At 51.2% G+C, this 22,697-nt stretch carries 15 protein-coding genes; 3 read left to right on the forward strand and 12 right to left on the reverse strand.

Annotation, left to right across the window (positions count from 1 at the left end):
* Positions 1–79 precede the first annotated feature (79 nt).
* Positions 80–2,377, reverse strand: a complete 2,298-nt coding sequence (locus tag Abci_RS00425) for a TonB-dependent siderophore receptor (protein ID WP_244877531.1) — start codon at positions 2,375–2,377, stop codon at positions 80–82.
* Between the two features lie 473 nt (positions 2,378–2,850).
* Positions 2,851–5,175 carry a TonB-dependent hemoglobin/transferrin/lactoferrin family receptor gene (locus Abci_RS00430; RefSeq protein WP_048837169.1) on the reverse strand — a complete coding sequence of 775 codons (2,325 nt, stop codon included), beginning with the start codon at positions 5,173–5,175 and terminating at the stop codon, positions 2,851–2,853.
* Between the two features lie 157 nt (positions 5,176–5,332).
* On the opposite strand from Abci_RS00430, the gene Abci_RS00435 reads away from it, so the two are divergent.
* Complete coding sequence (locus tag Abci_RS00435; RefSeq protein WP_048837170.1) at positions 5,333–5,920, forward strand: biliverdin-producing heme oxygenase; 588 nt, start codon at positions 5,333–5,335, stop codon at positions 5,918–5,920.
* A 75-nt stretch (positions 5,921–5,995) separates the two neighbouring features.
* On the opposite strand, the gene Abci_RS00440 is transcribed toward Abci_RS00435, so the two are convergent.
* From Abci_RS00440 to Abci_RS00475, 8 genes are all read right to left on the reverse strand, one after another.
* The gene (locus tag Abci_RS00440) at positions 5,996–6,316 is read right to left on the reverse strand and encodes an antibiotic biosynthesis monooxygenase family protein (RefSeq protein ID WP_048837171.1); all 321 of its coding nucleotides are present in this window, start codon (positions 6,314–6,316) and stop codon (positions 5,996–5,998) included.
* Positions 6,317–6,331: 15 nt separating this feature from the next.
* The gene (locus tag Abci_RS00445) at positions 6,332–7,096 is read right to left on the reverse strand and encodes an ATP-binding cassette domain-containing protein (protein ID WP_244877532.1); all 765 of its coding nucleotides are present in this window, start codon (positions 7,094–7,096) and stop codon (positions 6,332–6,334) included.
* Between the two features lie 47 nt (positions 7,097–7,143).
* Positions 7,144–8,196, reverse strand: a complete 1,053-nt coding sequence (locus Abci_RS00450; protein ID WP_048837173.1) for a FecCD family ABC transporter permease — start codon at positions 8,194–8,196, stop codon at positions 7,144–7,146.
* On the reverse strand, positions 8,193–9,191 hold the full coding sequence (locus Abci_RS00455; protein ID WP_084597448.1) for a heme/hemin ABC transporter substrate-binding protein: 999 nt from the start codon (positions 9,189–9,191) through the stop codon (positions 8,193–8,195). Before Abci_RS00455 ends, Abci_RS00450 begins: the two co-directional genes overlap by 4 nt.
* Positions 9,191–9,508 carry an antibiotic biosynthesis monooxygenase family protein gene (locus Abci_RS00460; RefSeq protein ID WP_244877533.1) on the reverse strand — a complete coding sequence of 106 codons (318 nt, stop codon included), beginning with the start codon at positions 9,506–9,508 and terminating at the stop codon, positions 9,191–9,193. The genes Abci_RS00455 and Abci_RS00460 overlap by 1 nt, the downstream gene beginning before the upstream one ends.
* A gap of 385 nt (positions 9,509–9,893) precedes the next feature.
* On the reverse strand, positions 9,894–12,332 hold the full coding sequence (locus Abci_RS00465) for a Hint domain-containing protein (protein ID WP_048837175.1): 2,439 nt from the start codon (positions 12,330–12,332) through the stop codon (positions 9,894–9,896).
* Between the two features lie 704 nt (positions 12,333–13,036).
* Positions 13,037–13,606 (reverse strand): NADPH-dependent FMN reductase, encoded by a 570-nt coding sequence (locus Abci_RS00470; RefSeq protein ID WP_048837176.1) that lies wholly within the window; start codon positions 13,604–13,606, stop codon positions 13,037–13,039.
* A gap of 416 nt (positions 13,607–14,022) precedes the next feature.
* Positions 14,023–15,636, reverse strand: a complete 1,614-nt coding sequence (locus tag Abci_RS00475) for an inorganic phosphate transporter (protein ID WP_048837177.1) — start codon at positions 15,634–15,636, stop codon at positions 14,023–14,025.
* A gap of 293 nt (positions 15,637–15,929) precedes the next feature.
* Here Abci_RS00475 and fdhA point away from each other — a divergent pair, with 293 nt between their 5' ends.
* Both fdhA and Abci_RS00485 read left to right on the forward strand, forming a co-directional pair.
* Positions 15,930–17,123 carry a formaldehyde dehydrogenase, glutathione-independent gene (gene fdhA / locus Abci_RS00480; protein WP_048837178.1) on the forward strand — a complete coding sequence of 398 codons (1,194 nt, stop codon included), beginning with the start codon at positions 15,930–15,932 and terminating at the stop codon, positions 17,121–17,123.
* 421 nt (positions 17,124–17,544) lie between these two features.
* Positions 17,545–20,334: a bifunctional aconitate hydratase 2/2-methylisocitrate dehydratase gene (locus Abci_RS00485; protein ID WP_048837179.1), complete on the forward strand. Its 2,790-nt coding sequence runs from the start codon at positions 17,545–17,547 to the stop codon at positions 20,332–20,334.
* A gap of 92 nt (positions 20,335–20,426) precedes the next feature.
* On the opposite strand, the gene Abci_RS00490 is transcribed toward Abci_RS00485, so the two are convergent.
* Positions 20,427–21,161 carry a pirin family protein gene (locus Abci_RS00490; RefSeq protein ID WP_048837180.1) on the reverse strand — a complete coding sequence of 245 codons (735 nt, stop codon included), beginning with the start codon at positions 21,159–21,161 and terminating at the stop codon, positions 20,427–20,429.
* An 11-nt stretch (positions 21,162–21,172) separates the two neighbouring features.
* A complete protein-coding gene (locus tag Abci_RS00495; RefSeq protein WP_048837228.1) occupies positions 21,173–22,696 on the reverse strand; it encodes an efflux transporter outer membrane subunit in 1,524 nt (507 codons plus the stop codon).
* Between the last annotated feature and the right edge of the window lies 1 nt (position 22,697).

Genomic DNA, 22,697 nt, shown 5'->3' on the forward strand with positions numbered 1-22,697 from the left:
TTCCAAAAAAGAAGAACACTATTGCCTCCTCAAATCAATCCAATACAGTCGAGCATCTTAATAATTAATACAGATATACTTAAAACACACTCCTGACAGTCGCCATAAAATTCCTAGGCTCACCATAGTAATTGTAATAATACAAATTACCCAACCTTTGGTAGTATTTTGTATTGGAAAGATTATTTACATTCACTGTGATATTAAGTTTTGGATTAAGTTGATAACCAACCTGCGCATTTGCAACCACGTAAGTACCCTGGGTAACCGTTCTGGTAGTGCCAAAAGTCGAACTTTGTGCTGTAACACCAGCACCAACGCTCCACACGTTCTTTGTCTGCTCAGGATCGGCAAAACGATAATGTGTCCATAACTTGAAAAGATGCTTCGGCGAGTTCGCAGCATAAGCCTTCCCCTCAAGCGTTGGCGTGCTGTCTTTTAAAATCACGTTGTCATTGTACGTGTAGCTGGCATTAATATCCCACCCCGGCAGGATCCGCCCCACAACCTCAGCTTCTGCGCCTTGGCTCCTTACTTTGCCAGCAGCACGATAACAGACGCCTGTTCCGGTTAGGCCGCAATTCATAGAACCGTCTTCGTCAACAATAGCTTTATTGCGTTCTATGACACGATAGCCTGTAAGAGAGACATTCAAATTATGATGGAAGAAATCACCTTTCAGCCCGCCTTCAAGCTGCTGCCCTAGATCAGGCTTCAACCGGCCGGAAGGTCCATAAGCAGACTGTGGTGTAAATGTATCCGTAAAGCTGACATAGGCTGATACAGTTGGAATAATATTCCACACCAATCCTAAATAAGGTGTCGGAACACCATTGTTTTTTGTGCTCACCACATAGGGTGTACCCTTGGAAATGTTTTTATATTTATATTCGTAAAAACTAATACGACCACCCATTAACAAATGAAGAGACTTCAGGAGTTCTATGCGGGTCGAACCATAAATGCCGGCTTGCTGTATTGGCTCACGGTACATCGTTGTAATAGCGGGCTGAATAGCACTGGAGATAACTGGATTGAAAATATTCAACCCTCCAAGAGAAGAATCTCGGGATGAGTTAATTGACGCCCCTCCATCGGTTTCAAGATAAGAATCATAATTCCCGCCGATAAGAATCTCGTTCTTGCGCCCTAAAACGCGAATAGGCCCTGTCACATAGACATCAGCGCCATTATACACTTCATTCACACTGCTGTTTGCGACAACGAAGTTCCCAGTCGGGGCGGATTTTGCAAGACTATTAAGATAAGTATAATGGAGGCTGGTATCCGTAACACGATGACGGCCAGTTAAACGAGCGCGCCATCCGTTCCCAAAACGATGTTCCAGTTCACCGCCTAATTCATACATAGGTGACGTAGTGTGACCCCAATCAGCCCCCACAAAACTGTTCCGCGAGAGGTTTAGGTCGCTCCCATTTGCCGCCCGAGGCAATCCCATAAAGCGCGTTGTATCATTTTTTTGCCCTGTCGCATTCATGGATAAGGTTGTGTTGGACGTAATATGAACGTCCACAACAGCATACGCCGTCCAGCGCCGATCATGGGCCTTGTTATAAAAATAATCACGATCAGACCCAGCAAGAACCAGACGGCCTGTAACACGCTTGGAGGCAAGAAGAGGCCCCGTCACATCTGCTGCTGCGTGCAAATTGTTCCACGAGCCGCCGCTAAATTCTCCTTCGGCTTTAAAATTGTCTAAAGGCCTTTTCCTAACAAAGTTTACGCTCCCCCCAGGAGATGAAGACCCTTGAAAAGTCCCATTGGGTCCACGCAAAACTTCAAGCCGGTCATAAATGGCAATGTCAAATTGCTGCGCCATTTGAAGACCTCCTGTAGAAGGAACTCCATCAAACTGAGGCGCCATTGAATATCCGCGGGACGTTATCCCGGCTGTGCCGTCTCCATACAGGTTCACATTCACACCGGGAACCTGCTTGAGGGCATCGTCAACAGTATTAAGGTTTTGGTCCTTCATCTGTTGACGGCTCAAAACAGAAACCGATTGAGGAATTTCGTTTAACCTTAGCAGCATTTTGTTCATTGAAACGCCTTTAACAACGTAGCTTCCCGTGCCATCCGTTGTTGCGTTTTTATGCCGCTCACCTTGAACAACCAGATTTTCCACACTACTGGGCGTGTCCGGCTCGGTCGTGTAGGCTTTTTGTTCAGCCGACGCCTTGTGTTCGTCAGGAGTAGCCTGAGCAGACACATTATTCTTTTTTAGGGCTGCATCCTGAGGATCAGCCGCCTGCGCTGCGCCGCCCAAAAAAACATAAGCTGTACCCCAGAATAATGCCCCATATCCGCATGCACGGCGCGAAGCGCTCCATGTTTTACTGTGCAAACCAAGCATCATGCTAGCGGACATACGTCTTCAACTCACGCAATATTGATAATCATTCTCATATAAGGCTCGGCTTTTTTTTAAGCAAGAAAAATATCGTTCCGTATATACTAAGCCCCTACTGACTGACGCTAATAGGCTCGAGACAATCGGGGGCATGTAGTAGCGCACATGAAGAACTGTAGGCTTGGACAGGCGACACTCTATTACGGCTTTAGTGTGCCAAACGGCAGTTCGATATCATCGCTCATATGGAAGCAGAAAAATCTGCTGGCTGGTATGAGACAGATAAGTCTGACTGCGCCTGGATTAATGGTGATGCAGAATTGTCGTTAGGGGAGCATCTGACACATGGTAATATGGGTAATCTTTCTATAACCATCCAGCCTTCCGCTCTTCATCTGTTAAAAAGCGGAAGGCATAGTGCTTTAAGATTAATCTTTAAACTGGAAATGAGCTCCTGCTCTTATTTCCAGTCGAGACAATCAAAACTCAATTCTGGCCGTCACTTTAAAGGAGCGCCCCGGCTGCGTGTAATACCGCTGGGACAGAGAACTAGAGGACTGGCCATATGGTAAAGAGGCCGCATTATAGTAAGCTTTATCAAAAATATTGTACATACCTGCCTGAATACGCAGTGGTTTATAAAAAGACGGGCTATACCAGCCATTCAAGTCAAACAGAACATAGCCTGAGGTTTTCCACTGGTTGGCTAATGATCCGGTGGATGTCAGATATTTGGCATTATCCCGCCCGGAAGCGAATGTGCCCGACAGGTCAGCCCCCCAGCGCTGGGTTTTATAGCCAAACCCAATAATCCCGCGGAAGGGAGCCACGGAGCTGAGGTGGAAGTTCATATCCTGATCACGCCCATCCGCATAAGCTAATGACCCCCACACATGCCAATGGTCATCAAACGACCAGTTACCGCTTGCCTCCGCTCCATAAATGCGCACACGTGCCAGATTGGTATAACCAAAGCACATCATATAACCGGTGCAACCGCTCATACCCATCATATCTATAAAGTTATGATAATGGTTGTCATAGAAAGAAATTTTTGCACCCCTTTCGGAGTTCCCATATTTCATACCAACTTCCCACCCCCTACTACTTTCAGGTTTAAGGTCTGGATTACCAACAACCTGATAAACAGGGGGGGTGCTGTAATTTAGATATTCTTCTGTTGCGGAAGGGGCACGATATGCCTCCGCATATTGCCCGTATAAAACGAGGTCTTTGGCAATACGAGCTTCAATAAGAACCTTGGGGGAAAAGTGGGAACCGTGTGCCCCATGCGGCAACCCTGCATAGCCTGCATTGGCCATGTAAGACGCAGTGTTATGCGTATCACGCTGGAAATAATCAAACCTGAACCCCGGCGTAATATGCAACCACTCACCTTGGCCAATGCCAATCCGGTCCTGCACAATAGCACCCATATCCGTCCCATGCACTTTGGGCATATCCGAAAAATTATCGTGGGTATAGGCATTGGACACAGCGCGCTGCCCTGTTTGCGTCTGGTACGTATCAGTCAAAAAGACTTCCCCACCATATGTCAGAACGTGGTGTAAAGGACCGGTAAAGATCGTATTGCTGGCAGAGCCTGTTACACCATAGGATTGCACAGGTAAGGTCAGATGCTGGTGCATATAGGCTGTTGGTCTAGCCGGGTCATTATTAGTGACATCGGTATCCGTTTTGATACTTTGCCAATATGCGAGAAAATGGGCCTCGCTAAAGAGCGATTGCGGGCTCTCTGCCTGATAATCATACTGGCCGGATACGCGTGAACGCTGGTTCTCGCTGCGGGTACGATAAACACTTGTTGCCGTAGTCTCAGATGTTCTGGTGCGTTCGTTGTAGTTTTTGTCAAACCACTCACCAGTAAGCCCGACCCTGTGGCCGCCTGCAAAATAATGGCGGATTTTACCCAGAAAACTTCCCTGATCATACGTTGCAGGATTTTGGGCAGTCCGGGTGCGGCCATACCCGCCTATGTTACCGCGGTTTCCGGTCTCACTGCCGTTCTGGTATCCGCCTTGCAGCAGAAAGACGGTATTTTTGTATCGGGCGGCAAAAGCCTGATTAAGCAATGCGGCCTCACTCACGCCATTGTAAGTGAGCTTGGTCAGGCCACCAAAGGTTTTACCGGGCTTGAGCAGGTCTTCTGGGTCCAGAGTGCGCAGGGCGATAACCCCGCCTAACGCCCCTGTACCAAAAAAGCTGGAATCTGCACTCTTAACAACATCAATGGCACCAAGGCCGTTAAAGTCAAAGCTACTCACCCCACCCTGTGCCGAACTAAAGGACCCTGCATAGGCACCATCATTCGCCCACGGCATACGCACGCCATCTATGGTGGTCAAAATCCGGTTCTGGTCTAGCCCACGAATGTTGATACTGGAATTGCCATTGCTATAGTTGACTGAGGCGTCAACACGCCGTGCAAAATCTTCCAGATTATCAATTTGCCGATCACGGAACGTTTTAAGCGTTGTTGTGGTGGTAAGCACACTGGCCTTACCCACTGCACTATGATCCTTGTCAGGATCAAATTTCATGGAATCCAGAATATCTGCTGTCCCTCTGACCTTTACAGGCCTCAACACAACAATACTGGAACCAGCAGACTGGGGGTCTTGGTTCTTTTTACCTGTATTAACCTGCGCAATAGTCCCTACCCCGGCCTGAGTGGAGGACGCCTGTGTTGCAGCAAGAGCAGGTGTTGTACACGCATAAACCAATGCTGTTGTTGCCAGCATCCGGTAACGCACAACCCGAAAGGAAAGCGGCGGCCTTATCATTGCACATCCATTAATTGCGATTAATAATCATTACCATTTTATGATGCGCTACGCATAAGCATTCGGCAAGCTCTTATTGCGCATGATTCTCATTTGCGTTAAATATGCCACACTATCCTATGCTTGAAATACACCTTATGCCGTAGAGGTCCTTAAAATGAATAAACCCTCTGATATACTCTCTCTTTCTCTACGCCTTAAAGAGGCCACCCATACGATCCATGAAGATCTGGACAAAAGCATCATGGCGCAGGGTCTGTTTTCCAGCACAGACCGATACCGCAATTTTGTAAAACTCCAGTACCAATTTCACAGAGATATCAACGTGCTTTATCATCATACCCAACTTGTCGAGATCATCCCCGACCTAAGTGCCAGAAATCGTTATGCACAGATTTGTCTGGATATGGACGACCTAGACCTCTCTTTAGCCTCCACACCAAAGCCGATAGACGCCGAAGAGGCATCAAGTGCTATTGGTTGGCTATATGTTGCCGAAGGATCCAAACTGGGCGCTAATTTTTTAATAAAACTGGCTAAAAAACTTGGCTTTAATGAAGCTTTTGGTGCCCGTCACCTGGCTGCTGATCCAGGTGGACGAGGATCATCCTGGAATGCGTTTAAAAGTGCTATTGATCATGCTGGGTTTGACCCCGCTCTGGCAGCAGAAGGAGCACAGGCAGGTTTCTTACGCGTTAAGAGTTATCTTCTTGCAGCCAATGATAAACATAACGCGCCTGCCTAAAGTTGTAAAAATGGCCTGAAAATACGCTTTATTTCAGGCCATTAAAACATTGGTTTTCTAAAATATAGGCCGGTATCAGACTGTTACGTCCTGCAATACGGTAAAGCCTTCAAAAACCGGCGGTCCAGCCGTTAGCACACGTCCCTGCCCCGCTCCCGCATGCGCCTGACGGAACTGATCTGACTGCGTCCAGCCCACAAAGGCATCATATGATTCCCATAGGGTGTGAGACGCATAAAGGCGCACCCCATCTTTTTCTGGTCCTTGTAAAAACTGGAAGCTGATGAATCCTGGAACAGTTTTTAATAAAACTTCTCGGTCTAGCCAGCGCTTCTGGAATGCTTCTTCATTTTCCGGCGCCACCAAAAATCTGTTCATTGCGATATAGTGGGACATAGTCTTTTTCTTTCCCTAGCTGTGATTGGAAAACATGTTGTGTGGTAGAATATAGGGCTTTCCTGTCGTCTCATGCCTGCACACCTGACCATTCTGCAAGCCAAAGACGTGGCTTGCCAATTCATTGGTCAAAACTTGCTCAGGAGCCCCCTCGGCATGAATTCGCCCTTCATGCACCACAATAATTCGATCTGCACAGGCCGCTGCCCAATTCAGATCGTGAATAACCAGCACTACACCACCACCCCGCCGAGCATGAGCACGTGCCAGATCAAGCACCAGATGCTGCCGGGACAAATCCTGAGCAGAAATCGGCTCATCCAACAACAGAAAACCCGGCTGTTTGTCCGTATCATGCACTGCGGCTTCCAGTTGCATCATAACTCGTGCCAGATGAGCCCGTTGGCGCTCCCCACCGGATAAGCCCATAATATCACGCTCAGCAAACGCTCCCAGCCCCACGCGCTCCAAGAGCAAACCAGCCAACTCCAGCCGAGCCGAGGCCATCATGTGCGGTGCGGATACTCGTCCCCCCATTGCCACCAGATCACGCACTGTAAACCGGGCACGGAGAGCACTTTCTTGCGTCAACATTGCCCGGCTACTGGCCAGATGTGCTGGTGAGAGCACCGCTATGGGCACATTGTTCAAACGTACCTCGCCGCCCGTTGTGGGTAACAGGCCACTTGCAAGACGAAGCACCGTGCTTTTGCCTGCACCATTTGGGCCAATAATGGCCGTAACCTGCCCCGGTACAAAAGCCAGCGAGGCCTCATGCACTATCGTTTTACCACCTGCGCACCAACTTGCGCTGTGCAAGGATAATATCACGCCGGTACCTCACGCTCGTGCGCACGTGTGAGTAGCCAGACAAAGACAGGTGTACCCAAAACTGCGGTAACAATTCCCACAGGCACATCTGCTGGCATGGCAATAATGCGTGCCAACGTATCTGCCGCAATTAATAACGCAGCGCCCAGCAGCGCACTTCCTGGCAGCACAAGACGATGGTCGGGACCAGTTACCAGCCTGATCAGGTGAGGTACAACAACCCCGACAAACCCGATCGCCCCAACAAAAGACACCGTAGGGCCAACACTGCACGCAACAAGCAGCATAGCTAGGCGCTTAATACGCTCCACGGGGTACCCCATAAGCCGCGCGTCATTTTCCCCAAGCAATAGAGCATTCAAAGGCGTGGCTAACCCTGCTGTTATCCATACCGCGACCAGTAAAAACGGGCATAAAATGCCAATGCGCGACCACGTTGCACCAGCAAAACTCCCCATGGTCCAAAACGTCAGATCTCTTAAAGCTGTGTCATTCGCGCGAAAAATAAGAATGCCCGTTAAGGCACCCGCAAACGCACCCAGTGCCACGCCCGCCAGCAGAATCATGCTGACAGATGTCATGCCGCCACGCGTCGCAAACCGGTAAAGCAGCCACGCTGCCGCAAAACTCCCCAATGTACCCGCTATAGGTACGAACCAAGCTGAACCTGTTATAAAAGCGTGTATGCCCGCGCCCGCCACATCCAGCCCAGCACCCCCAAGAACAATCATACAGGCTGTTGCCAAGGCAGCCCCGGATGAGACGCCGATTAATCCCGGATCCGCCAACGGATTTCTAAAAAGCCCTTGCATAACAGCGCCGGCAACAGCCAAAGCAGCTCCCGTTAACCCGGCCATAACTACACGGGGCCCACGGATCTGGGTTAAGACAATGCGGTCGGCATAACCGTTTCCGGGTGTATCGCCTTGCCAAAGGGCTGTGAGATGCACTCCGGTCGCCCCGACATTGAGAGAAACAGCCGTAACAAGCAGCAACAATGGCAACATGGCGACCAAAAACAGAAAGGCACGCTGTTGAGCCAACGTCATGCAGGGTGTTCCACCGCTGCCAGCATTTTGGCTAAATCAAGTGCCGCCTGTGGCGTACGCGGCCCAAAACCCAGCAAACGCTCCCCCTCCATCGCTATAAAAGCGTGGTGCTGCCCTGCTGGCGTAAGCTTAAAACCGGCGTCATCCTGAAGGGTTGAGCGGATAGAGGCCGCAGTTTGATCCATGAGCAAGACAACATCGGGCCGCAGTGCCATCAGATTTTCCTGATCCACAATTTTATAGCCCTGCATATCACCTCCGGCATTAATCCCCCCAGCAAGACGGATCATGGCATCTGCGGCGGTTCCTTTCCCAGCGGCCATAGGCCTGTTGTTTGTCATGCGCATGACAAACAATACGCGCGGTGTGCCTGTATGCTTCGCTCGCCATGCCTCTAATTGATGAAATTGCTCGGCAATAGTGCGGCACAATTGCTCGCCTTCTGCCTTAGCCCCCACTATCTCAGCCAGAAAGCGGGTGCGGCCTTCAATCGCATCGGGGGATGGGGTGGCGTCAACAAACACAAGTGGCACACCCGATGCCATAAGCTGGTCCATGGCGGCAGGCGGACCAGAGTCATTCATAGCCAGCACAAGGTCCGGCTTCAAAGACAACACGCCCTCTGACGAAATAGCCCGCATATAGCCAAGGCTTTTTTTCTCTTTCTGGGCCTGTTCTGGCCATGTGGAGGTCTGGTCCACAGCTAAAATAGCGTTTGACCGTCCAAGCGCATACAATGTTTCGGTTATCGGCCCACCAATACTTGCAATTCTCGTCGTCTCATTAAGAATAACGTGTCGCCCCCGGCAATCCGTTATACTACGGGAACCAGCGCTTTCTACGGTATGTGGGCTACCACCCTGCGCTCTCACCATGCGCGGCATACAAACTGCTGCCGCAGCAGAAAAAAATAAAGAGCCTATAAACCTGCGGGAGAATGATGCCCCTTCCTGTGGGAGGTCGTGGCTTTTGCTTGCTGCCTTATGCATTTTCATCACGCAGCCTGCTCCTGCGCCGGGACTGTGCGGAGCACATCATACCCACTGAATTCGCGTTTTTCGAGCGTTAGAACGTCCCCTTGCCCCATATCTTTATGGGCTGTGTGGAAGAGCTTTGACTGACGCCATGCCTCGTAAGCGTCGCGGGATGCCCAAATGGTCTGGGAGGCATACACCACATAATCAGCGAGCACATCACCACGCATAAACTGGATCATTAAAAATCCGGGAGCCGTTTTCAACAAAACCTCCCGGTCAAGCCAGCGGCTTTTAAACTCACCTTCTTTTTCCGGAAGGACTTTAAAACGATTCATGGCAATAAACATTCGGCCCCTCCACACAGCACAAGGCCAATCAAGGGTGCGTTTGTTCAAACGCAGCACCGAGCCTCGCACATTAACGTAGAGTGACATTTTCATAAACGAGAATGAGAATCAATATCAAAATATAGAGAGGGATCTAAGTCACCAGCACTATCGCCCCTCTTGCTCGGAGATTGAAATGTCTGGCTTGAAACATCCTGTACTGCCAGTAGATCAAGTCTCCGTTAAAAGCCAGACCTATAAGCTCTCCATTATTTTTGGGCTGCCAGAAGAGAGTATGAAATGGTGGGGCGATGCCACTCGTGTTTGTGTCGTAAAACCGCAAAAAAAAACGGATGGTGGGACACGAGAACCCCACCACCCGCTAGTCAATCCGTTAACCAGCCTGACGCAAATCGGTCTGGCTCTGCTCTTTCAGATAAGGACCGCTTGCCACCACCTGAAGCGAAAGTATGCTCGGCTCCATGCTGCTGCGGTTCTGGTTATCCAGCACAAGCATCGCGTCTCCGTTTGTCCAGCGATAAAGGGGAGATTCCACCTCGTGCCAGCCGGAAAGCTCTGTATCGGTAAGATGCGCAGTCAGGGCCACTGTTGTACGGGCGGTCTGCAAAGAGATATCACCAATCAGCACGCCAAGGGTACGACGATCATCGACAAACGGTCCGATGACATCACTCGGGCGGTTAGCGCGAGACATCAGCCTGACTTTACTGACACCGGCTGGAATCATGAACATGACACGCCCCTCTGCCTGACGCAGTGGGCGGATACGCTGCCCGAGGTCTGTCATCAGGTGCATATCGGCATCTTCAGTCAGTTGTAGCTGAGTGTCTGACACGCCAGCGCGCGCTGCAATGGCAGCATAAATCGGCGCGACAAAAGCGCGGGACGTATCAAGCGGCAAACTATCCGACCCTGCCCCGTGCCCTGCACCACCAAAGAGAGCTGTTACCGTATTATTCTCAAACTGGTCACGATTACCTGTATCCAAATAGCTTTCTGTCAGGGCGTCTTCAGCCCAGAGTGCCTCGTGGCTTTCCAGTTCAACATGATAATAGGTGTAGCTGTTAAGGGTACGATCCAGCAGAATAGAGCTACCATTGACCAGCATACGGGCGGGAACCAGCTTGCCTTCAAACACCATGCAGTGTTCCTGGGTTACCAGGAGATCACGGGATGGCACGCCATCTGCTAGGGCGTTTTCCCGTATCCGCACCAGCCAGTTTTCTTCCGGTACAGGCTGGCTGGATACAGTAATAGCGCGATGGCCCATCCATTTGACTGGCATATCTCCCTTGGGGGTGGTGACCATATGACCAACCTTAAGGGCTTCTACCCGCGCAGTTCCCTCCGGTGTTCTGATCAGCGTGCCTTCAGCAAAGCAGGTTGTGTAGATCAGATCCCCATTATTGCCTGACTTCAGTTCATATCCATAGGTGTTTGCGCCCGGCACGTTCAGAGTATAAGTGCCGCCTGTTGTGTAGAACGTCACACCGTTGGCTGTGGTGACTACCTGAGTCACACTGTTACGGGGGATAGAAGCAAGCTCAATCGTGTCCGATGGAGACCAATTGGAAATCACGTTGGTTGGCATGGATGTGCCACTGATCACCAGATGTGCGCCGTCTCCTGCAAGGGAAATCACCCCTGTGCCCGCCGTGCCATTCAGGACCATCGTACCACCAGAAGACACAGTCTGAATTCCAGACAGAACTGCGCCGGAGGATATGACCACATTGCCGCCCGAATTAACAAAGTTCGGGCCGCTCCATGTGCCGCCTGACATGACTGTCACGGACGCACCAGAGCTAACCGTTGTGCTGTTGAGAATAGCGCCGCTGGAAACAATATATTTCACATTGTAATTTGCGCCCCAGACACGTGGGTCGTTAAACGTGCCACCAAATATAACCGTACCACCGTTGCTGGTGGTGATGGTGTTGAGTGAAGCACTTGTGGCGCCCAGATAAAGTGTCCCACCATCCAATGTCGCGGCGGAAACAGCCCCTTTATAAACATTGATCGTGCCGCCAAACCCAATTGTCTGGCTAACAACCAGCCCACCATTAACATTGATGGTGTTACCGTTGGTCAGCGCGGTGCCATTACTATTTTGCACCAGACCATAATTGCCACCATTGCTTAGGGTCAGGACGCCGTTTGACCCCTTAAATGCAACTCCCGTAACGTCGGCACCACTCAGCGCGATGCTACCACCACTCAACACAAGGTTAGAACCGCTTGTACTGCCGTGCAAATACAGCGCGCCACCACTATTAACTGTAGTGTTTGAAACAGACGCATAATAGGTTAGGTCAACGGTGCCGCCAGACTGTATAGTTCCGCCTGAAACGACCGCATTTGATGTAACATCGATCCGACCTTCCAGCAAAGCGCCTGAGGCCGCTGCAAGTGTAGCTGAAGTCCCAGAAAAGTATCCACGACTTACGACAGCGCCGTCAGCTGCACTGATAATGCCACTAGTATAGACATTTGGTATGAGAACTCTTGCACCACTAGCAGCGCTGACCACCCCCCCGCTCACAACGACAGAGACATTCGCTGTACCACCGTCCGAAACGAAACGAATGCCGCCACTTCCAACAACACCTGCAAATGAAGAGCCGCCGCTTGAAATATAATCCTTCCCGCCACCGCTAACGCTGCCATTGGCAACAAGACCACCGGACAAGACAAACCGCTGCCCAGCGTTGGTCTGGTCCTGCGTTTTACCGCCGCTATATACAGTTTCTACGTCTCCGTAGACCAACTGATTTGATACCACCTGCCCAGATGAGACGTGATAAGTCGCCATATTTTTTCTCACTAATTAATGGTACAGCGCTACCGAAGAAGTAGCGCGACATTTTCCGCTCAATTCTTTCGTGGGCAGAAATGTTGTTCTCCTAAATTTTGATACAGATTGATTGATAAATAGTTTTGCAGATATTTATTTTTCGTAAATTTATAGATATTTTATCTTAAACCCTCATATGTTTCTGAATATCAAACTATTGTTTGTCAAAATTATGCAGAAACTAGGTTTCATTAGTTCGTTTAATATGTATTGTTTCGTATTTCTTATTTAGAAAATTACGGAATTCAAAAAACTTGTTATCTTATTTTAATTTCTATTCTAAAATATAGAGACACAATAAACCAATCACTTCAATCGGTGTCGCTTCGGCGATCTAAGCTCCCTCACTAAGGCAGCTCAACCCTAACTCCAGAATCTATGCCGGATCTGCATTATATTTATAAACAAGCATTAATTTTAAATAACGTTTTAGGTAAAAAAATGCATACTAAAAATAAATAGGAGTAGCGTCATAATAAAGATGCAGCTTGCAAAATTATGCTGCGCCTTTCTCAAGGCAAACGTTACAATAACATCCTGCGTTGTGGAAACACTCCTCCGCCGTACGCTGACCAACACTGCTTCAATCGATTTCTGTTATCTAGTCCTGCTAGCGCTATCACCACCACCGACAAAACTGTGCGCCTCTCTAGCAACCAACTTCATGACGCAATCTTGCGCGTCAAGTCTGCCAATGCATTTATCTGTCTTACCAAAAAATCTTTTGTTTTCTGATCTATTAATTCCAAACTTTCTGTATCAAACTTTTCGCTAGCCTGACCAATCATGGCTTCAGGTTTATTCAAAACAAAAGCGTCCAGAAAAACGAGACTTTGCCGCAGATGATATTGTGCTCGTGCCCCGCCAATTGCCCCGGGGGACACCGTCTGAATTGCTACAGGCTTACCAGCCAGTGGCTGAGGCGTAAGCCGCGACAACCAGTCAATCGCATTCTTGAGCACTCCGGGAATGGAGTAATTATATTCGGGGGTGACAATGATAAGCCCATCGGCTTCACGGATTTTATCGGCCATAAGGGAAACAGACTCAGGAATACCATTATCTTGTATGTCCTGACTATAGTGTGGAAAGTCTGCGATTGACCCAAGCTGCGAAATACTGACGCCCGGTGGGGCGATTTGAGGAAGTGTTCTGGCAACAATGCCATTTAAAGAACCAGCACGAAGACTGCCCAGGAGCACGACAAAATGAAGCTCTTTTTGAAACGACATGGCATGGTTTCCTTACAATTTTAATGCAAGAACACCGCATATTAGTGTTAGCTATCAACCCACTTATTCGTGAGTGTGTCTGGTGACTATGGGTGCTTCAGTTTTAAGACAACTCCCGATGTAGCCGATAAAAAGTCATACCTTCATGTCGTTAGACCGAATGGCATGGCACACAAGCAAAAACCCTCCAGCGTACCTCCAGAATACTTCCGCAGGACTTAGAGACAATCGTAGTTTTTAAGATTGGTCACCTTGCTCAAACTTTTGGGAAGAAAAAAAGCATTACGATTATCTGATGTAGAAACAATCGCAAAAAAAGGCCTGACGCTGCAATAAGCATCAGGCCTTTTTTGAGTAACACGCCCCTGATTTTAACAGGAACTTTTCAGATTTTTAAATGAACTGCGTTCCACGTCTCAAAAAACATGGCGGAACAGCATGTAAAGTATACCACTAATCAACATGGCGGCTGGCAAAGTGATAATCCATGCCATAGCCATGCTGCGCAGGGTGCTCATCTGTAGCCCTCCACCACCGGCAACCATTGTTCCTGCAACGCCACTTGAGAGAATATGCGTTGTGGAAACCGGCATACCGTAGCCTTCGGCCAGACCGATTGTCCCCATGGCAACAATTTCAGCAGAAGCTCCCTGTGCGTATGTCAGGTGCGTTTTCCCAATTTTCTCACCAACGGTTACGACAATACGTTTCCATCCAACCATCGTGCCAAGGCCAAGTGCAAGCGCCACGGATATCTTGACCCAGGTAGGAATAAAGCGGGTTCCTGCATTTAAGAGCCCCATAAAGCTCTTAAGTTGCGTCCCTTCTTCCCCAGAAAAATCATTAGCTGGGCCAAGTGTACGAATTGCATCAGAAACCAGATACATATCTGTTCGCACGTTTGGCACAGCCGCGGCTGGAATAGCATGCAAAGACCGATAATTTTTAACGGATTCAGCAATATCGTCAGACAATGTGCCGAGCGCACTATAAACAAGCGGACGGTTCACAGATTTCTCTCTGAGAGCATCTGTTACTATGCTTCTTGCTTCCACAGCGCTTGGGGCAACCCCGCCTGATGGTGCATGCTGACGAAAAACTGTCGCTGTCTGCTCCGCTGTCTGGACGAAGGCGGGCATAGCACTTTCTGGCATTGCGCGATTAAGGGCATAGGCTGTAGGTGCGGCACCGATCAGGATGAGCATAATAAGCCCCATTCCCTTTTGCCCGTCATTGCTGCCATGGAAGAAGGATACCCCGGTGCACGTACCAACCAGCAGGCCACGGATCCAAAGCGGAGGCGGTGCATCTCCCTCGGGTGATTTATAGAGCGCTGGATTTTTAATCAGCAGTTTGAAAACCAACAACAGCCCGGCTGCAAGAATAAAACCGCAGATTGGGCTGAACAAGAGAGAAGAAAAAACTTTTCTGACCTGAGACCAGTCAACACCATATAACGCGCTGCCAGTAGGAGACATTAACTGGTTGGCAAATCCAACCCCCAGAATTGAGCCCACGAGCGCATGGGAAGAGCTATTCGGTATGCCCATAGCCCATGTGGCAAGGTTCCAGAGAATAGCCGAGAGCAGCAGGGCAAAGATCATGGCATGCCCCGCACCACTTCCCACTTGGAGAATAAGCTCAACAGGCAGCAAGGTTACAACACTATAGGCAACCGCCCCTGAAGAGACCAGCACACCAAGAAGGTTGCAGGCCCCAGACCATACAACGGCCACCAGAGGCGGCAGGCTGTTTGTATAAATGACCGTCGCCACGGCGTTGGCTGTGTCGTGAAAGCCATTTACGAACTCAAAGCCAAGCGCAATGAGAAGTGCCAGCGCGAGCAATGCAAAAGCGCCCACCGCGATGCCATGTGCCCCGGCTTGGTGCAAGTCCTGCAAGACGCTGTACCCGACGAAAGACAGCGCTGCGGCGATAACCGCCAGAAAGAAAAAACGAAACGCCTGATGTTCACCGCCGCCCATATTGGGCCGACTTTGTGCACCAGCACTGACCATCGTTTCAGACATAGAAAAGTTCCTACACGAGCTATGAATAGGGTCTTTTTATAAAATTTGGTTTAATCTGACTGTGAATATTGCGTGAATTCATCAGGCTGAACTTTTCTCTACTCTGCTTCACGGTTTCTTTTACAGCGCACCTGCAGAACATCATCACGTTTGAGCGATAAGCTTACCAGAATTTCCGTCTCTCGGTTTAATAAGCGTGACGGACGTTCAGCGTATTGTGCGATGACGATCCGTTGTGCCGGGCGACTGCGGCCGGGGGATATATGGCTGCTGCCCGTATCAGGAGAGAAGCCATGTCTGACGAAAACAGACGTGTTGTCTATCTCGGCCCCAATCATGTTGAAGTCCAGCGGATAGACGATCCCAGAATGGAAACACCGGACGGACGAAAGATTGACCACGGCGTCATTCTCAAGGTCGTTTCCACTAATATTTGTGGTTCTGACCAGCATATGGTCCGCGGCCGCACAACCGCCCCGGCGGGCTTGGTCCTTGGCCACGAAATCACGGGGGAAGTGATCGAGACCGGATCGGATGTTGAGATGGTGCGCAAGGGGGATCTGGTCTCCGTCCCCTTCAATGTAGCCTGTGGGCGATGCCGGTGCTGCCGTGAGCAGCACACAGGCGTGTGCCTGACCGTTAACGCCAGCCGTGCCGGCGGCGCGTATGGTTATGTTGATATGGGCGGATGGATCGGCGGGCAGGCGCGCTACGTTATGGTCCCTTACGCAGACTTCAACCTGTTGCGTTTTCCTGACAAAGCACAGGCACTTGAACGCATCAAAGACCTTACAATGCTGACCGATATACTTCCCACCGGTTTTCATGGCGCTATCAACGCCAAAGTTGGCGTAGGATCAACGGTCTATATTGCCGGAGCAGGCCCCGTGGGTATGGCCGCAGCGGCGTCCGCACGTATTCTTGGCGCAGCCGTTGTTATGGTTGGTGATTTTAATCCTGAGCGTTTAGCCCATGCAAAGGCTGTGGGGTTTGAAACCGTTGACCTTCAAAGCCACGACAGACTTGGAGACCTTATTGAGCACATCATTGGCACACCGGAAGTCGATAGCTTCATTGATGCGGTTGGTTTTGAGGCCAGAGGTTACGATGGGAAAGAACAGCCTGCCGTCATCCTAAACCAAGCCATGGAAGTAACCCGACCAGCAGGAGCAATAGGTATTCCCGGCTTGTATGTGACAGAAGACCCGGGCGCACACGAAGCCGCCGCACAGAAGGGCAACCTCACCCTCCGGCTGGGTCAGGGATGGGCCAAAAGCCAGTCCTTTCACACCGGCCAGACACCTGTTTTGCGCTATAACCGGCAACTGATGCAGGCCATTCTGCATGGGCGGCTTCCAATTGCCGACATTGTCAATGCGACCGTCATCCCACTTGAAGAGGCACCGCGTGGCTATCATGACTTCGATGGCGGTGCGCCTCGCAAGTTCGTTCTTGATCCCCATGGAATGTTACAGAACGCAGCCTGAATGATGGTGCACCGACAGACGGCCCTTTTCAGGCAAACTGAAGCGCTCGGTCGAGAAAAATAGTCGTTTTGTAGCCAAAGGCCGGAGGGCTGTATCTGTTCAGGGAGCGAGCATCCGGCCGAACTGCAATGTCCAGTGTGCATAGCCGTCCCGCCCCTCCAGTCAGATCCGGCCTTCCCGCAAAACTACGTTGTATTCTGACAGCGACGCAGTTTTTTGGAACATCCAAAGAAATCGCCGGAGCCTCTTCCCGGCGTGACAAACGAGGGTGTTTGCCCGTCATCCGCGCCAGTATCTTAAAATTGACATGACAAATTATGGCTTAGCTGGAATCAGTGTGGCCATAAGCCAAGCTTAAGACCGGTCGGCTTGTGTGGCCGTACTGTTAGTCTGTAGACTTCTCTGGGATATTGGGACTGCGATGACCGCCTATTCAGATTACCTGATCGACATCAAGGAAAGAGCAACTCACGGACTTGCTCCAAAGCCGATTGACGATGGCGAACTCGTTCGTGACATCATTACACTGATTGAGGACACCGGTAACGAGCAGCGGTCAGACGCTCTCAGGTTCTTCATCTACAACACTCTACCGGGCACAACGAGTGCCGCTGGTGTTAAGGCCGACTTCCTGAAGAAGATCGTCCAGGGTGCGGTAGTTGTCCCTGAGATTACGCCCGCCTATGCCCTCGAATTGCTGTCCCATATGAAGGGTGGCCCGTCCGTCAGAGTTCTGCTGGATATTGCCCTTGGTACGGACCCCGCGATCGCCAAACAGGCGGGAGAAGTGCTGAAAACTCAGGTTTTCCTCTACGACGCCGATATGTTCCGCCTGCGCGATGCCTACAAGGCAGGCAATGCTGTCGCGAAAGATGTGCTTGAGAGCTATGCCAAGGCCGAGTTCTTCACCAAGCTTCCGGATGTTGAAGACGCCATTAAGGTTGTCACCTTCATTGCTGCTGAAGGCGATATTTCAACCGATCTTCTGTCACCGGGCAATCAGGCACACTCACGCTCCGATCGCGAGTTGCACGGCCAGTGCATGATCTCGCCTGAGGCGCAGCAGGACATTGTCGCGCTGCAGAAGCAGCACCCTGATGCACGGGTGATGATGATTGCTGAAAAAGGCACAATGGGTGTCGGTTCCTCGCGTATGTCAGGGGTGAATAACGTAGCACTCTGGACCGGCAAACAGGCCAGTCCTTATGTTCCGTTCGTCAATTTCGCGCCTATCGTTGCGGGCACTAACGGCATCTCGCCAATCTTTGCCACCACTGTCGATGTGACCGGCGGCATTGGTATCAATCTGAAGAACTGGGTCAGGAAGACCGGTGCCGATGGCAAACCGGTTCTGGACAGCGATGGCAACCCCATCCTTGAGCAGAAATACTCGGTTGCTACAGGCACTGTCCTGACGATTGACGTGAAAAACAAACAGCTCCGTGACGAAAACGGCAAGGAACTGGTTGATATCGCATCATCCTTCACACCCCAGAAAATGGAGTTCATGAAAGCGGGTAGTTCTTACGCTATCGTTTTCGGCAAAAAGCTCCAGACTTTTGCGGCCAAGACACTGGGCATTGAAGCGCCTCGGGTCTTCGCGCTGAATAAAGAGATTACGGTCGAAAATCAGGGTCTGACCGCAGTTGAAAAAATCTTTAACCGGAACGCTGTGGGTGTGACACCGGGTAAGGTTCTTCATGCTGGTTCGGATGTTCGCGTACAGGTGAACATCGTTGGTTCTCAGGACACCACAGGCCTGATGACCGCACAGGAACTTGAGGCGATGGCGGCCACCGTCATTTCCCCTCTTGTGGATGGCGCCTATCAGTCTGGCTGCCATACAGCTTCCGTCTGGGACAAGAAGGCTCAGGCAAACATTCCGAAGCTCATGAAATTCATGAACGATTTCGGGCTAATCACCGCACGCGACCCCAAAGGCGTCTATCCGCCAATGACGGACGTGATCCATAAGGTTCTGAACGACCTGACGGTGAGTGACTGGGACATTATCATCGGTGGTGACAGTCATACCCGTATGTCCAAGGGTGTGGCTTTCGGTGCTGACTCAGGCACTGTGGCACTAGCGCTGGCCACTGGGGAGGCAACCATGCCAATCCCACAGTCGGTCAAAGTGACGTTCAAAGGCACAATGCAGCCGCATATGGACTTCCGTGATGTGGTCCATGCGACACAGGCACAGATGCTAAAACAGTGCGGTGATAACGTCTTCCAGGGCCGCATCATCGAGGTGCATATCGGTACGTTGCTTGCTGACCAGGCCTTTACCTTCACGGACTGGACAGCCGAGATGAAGGCGAAAGCAGCAATCTGTATTTCGCAGGATGAGGCGCTGATAGAATCACTGGAAATCGCTAAATCGCGCATCCAGATCATGATTGACAAAGGCATGGACAATGCCGCGGGCATATTGAAGGGTTTGATTGCCAAAGCCGATAAGCGGATTGCTGAAATCCGTTCCGGTGAAAACCCTGCTCTGGCACCCGATGACAATGCAAAGTATTTTGCCGAGGTCGTGGTTGATCTCGACGTGATTGACGAACCCATGATCGCCGATCCTGACGTGAACAACCCGGATGTCTCCAAGCGTTACACCCACGACACCATCCGTCCGGTGTCGTACTACGGCGACCACAAGAAGGTTGATCTTGGTTTTGTAGGCTCGTGCATGGTGCATAAGGGGGATGTAAAAATTGTCGCCCAAATGCTGAAAAATCTTGAGGCAGCAAGCGGCAAGGTCGAGTTCGGGGCTCCGCTGGTTGTTGCTGCACCGACCTATAATATCATTGATGAATTGAAGGCGGAGGGCGACTGGGAAATTCTGGAGCGCTATTCCGGCTTCGAATTCAATGACCAGCACCCAAAGAGCGCTGCGCGAACTGAGTACGAAAATATCCTCTATCTCGAACGTCCAGGCTGTAATCTCTGCATGGGCAATCAGGAAAAAGCTGAGAAGGGTGATACCGTACTGGCTACCTCAACCCGTCTCTTCCAAGGGCGTGTTGTTGAAGATTCCAGCGAGAAGAAAGGTGAATCGCTTCTAGCTTCCACCCCTGTTGTTGTCCTTTCGGCCATTCTTGGCCGGATACCGACGAACGATGAATACAAGGCGGCAGTAGAAGGCATTGAACTAACCCGGTTCGCTCCTCCCAAGGCGGCTCTGTTCGACCCTCTGTCCGTTCACTACTAAGACTTAAAATTAAGCTGGGCCTGTTTGACCTTGGTTGAACAGGCCCATACATTTGCCACGTTGTTGGTTGGCGCTCTATTGCTGGGGCCAGTTCACCCCACAGCAACATCTGCCAGCAAAACAACGGCCCGTTCATCGGCCATGACCGCCAGGGTGACAACACTCCTTACGGTAACAGCATCTCCTGCGTTTAAAATCGTACCTTCCACCCGTACCACGCCGGAAACCACCACCAAATAAAGATCACGAGCCAGAGTGGTATTATAGGCTGCCCCCTCGCCTGCTCTTATGGTTGCATGCAGCAAACGAACTCCGGCACTCAAGGTCACAGGCGCGCCATCGGTAATAGTTCCCCACTCCTCCGGATCATCCTCTGGAAAGCCGGACGCCAGAACCCTGAAGCCACCATCATCTGCTTGCGAAAAGCGTTTCCGGCTTTCTTGTCTAGCAAGCCCATCTTCCGTATCGGCCAAAAACCAGAACTGAAGAAAAGTGGCACCTTCCGCTCCTGCTTTCCATCCTAGCGTCTGGCAGCATGATCCCGTGCTAATCAGATGCAGTCCTTCTGTTTGGATTACCTCTGGCGCAAAATCTTCTATCTGTGCGGTCAGGCTTCCTGCCTGCACCCATGTCAGAATATCAACTGCCGCTTCTGCTCCCAGAGAGTATGTCTCTGAAGGACGCAACGCTCCTAGATTGAGAACCCGTAACTGCCCATCATGCTGATGAACAGGGTCCTGATACGTCGCAAAAGCAAAATGGCAGCGTAATTCAAACGTCTCTGACCGCACTGCACCGAGGGTCTCTGCCCGTCTGACACGTATCATCTCGCCTCCCCTTAAGCAGGTGTGCCCGCAGCAGACTGTACAGGATATGCAGCCTGCCACCCGCCACCAACAGCCCGATAAAGATGCGTCACGGCTCCGGCCACTTGCGCGGTCGCCGTTGCCAGCGCGCTTTGAGAAGAAAGCAGAGCGTTCTGCAAGGTCAGCACGGTCAAAAAGTCTGATGCCCCCTGCACGTACTGGGTTCTGGCAGTATTCACTGCAATCTCATTCTCATGCACAGCCTCTGCCAGCTCGTCTCGCCGCGTCTGGGCTGCGGTGAAATCTGCCATAGCATCATCTATTTCCTGCCAGGCCTTCAGCACGGTGCGCTGAAATAGCGTTGCAGCTTCCTTCTGTTGTGCCTTACGCAGGTGCAACTGGCCTGTCAGGCGGCCGCCTTCAAACAGCGGCAAGGTGGCTGTGGGGCCAAAGCCATACTGTCGGGATGCCCAAGACCCTAGGCCGCTGAACTGAAGCGCCTGAATATCCAGACTGCCCGAGAGCGTAACACGCGGGAAAAAATCCGCTATCGCCACGCCAACGGTAGCCGTAGCGGCGTGCAGACGGTCCGCAGCCATACGAATATCCGGCCTCTGCTCGGCAAGCTGAGATGGCAGGCCAACCGGCACCAGCGCAGGCACGGAGGGAATACCCGCAGGCTTGCCCAATTCAGCATCCAACGCCCCCGGCTCCCGCGCGACCAGAAAGCTCAGAGCGTTCAGTAAATGTGTTTCCTGCGCTTTGAGTGGGGCAAGACGGGAGGTAAAGCCGTGTAGCTGGCCCGTTGCCTCCGCCACATCCAGCCGCGTGGCTGCCCCTTGTTCAAACCGTAGTCTGGTCAGCTGGACGCTACTTTTGGCCACATCGATATTATGTTCAAGGATACCAACTTGCGTCTGGGTCGCCCGCAGATCAATGTAGTTCTGCGCCGTCTCCGCCATTAGTGAAACCAGAATAGCGCGCCGCATATCTTCAGTTTCCTGCGTAGCGGCTGTGGCAGCTTCTATCTGGCGGCGCACATGTCCCCAGAAATCGACCTCCCACGAGGCACTCATTCCATATTGCGGCAAATTGAAAGACGGATTGCCCACACTGCCGGGCAAAGCCGTGGGGCCAAACCCCTGTGTGCCGGACGCAATGGTGCCCGCCTGTTCACGCTCCATCGTGCCAAGCAGACCCAGCACGCCGTTGGTGCTTGCGCGCTCCCGCCCGTAAGACGCGTTAGCCTCCACATGTGGCATCTGCGCGGCACTGGCTATACGCCGCTCTGCCTGACTTTGCATCAAGCGCAGACCAGCCGCTTTCAGGTCCAGATTACCAGATGCAACCTGATCTTCCAGCTTTGTCAGAGCAGCATCGTGAAAGAGCATCCACCAGTGCGGGTCGGCTGATGCTGTCGTGATGCGGCTTGCCGCTGGCGGCTGAGACTGCCGCCATGTTGCCGGAGCTTTGACATGCGGTGCATGATACGTTGGCCCGACCGTGCACCCCGCAAGCGCCAAAGTGCAAGAGCCTGCAAACAGAAAACGCCTCATG

This window comes from Acetobacter cibinongensis (assembly GCF_000963925.1).
GTDB lineage: Bacteria > Pseudomonadota > Alphaproteobacteria > Acetobacterales > Acetobacteraceae > Acetobacter > Acetobacter cibinongensis.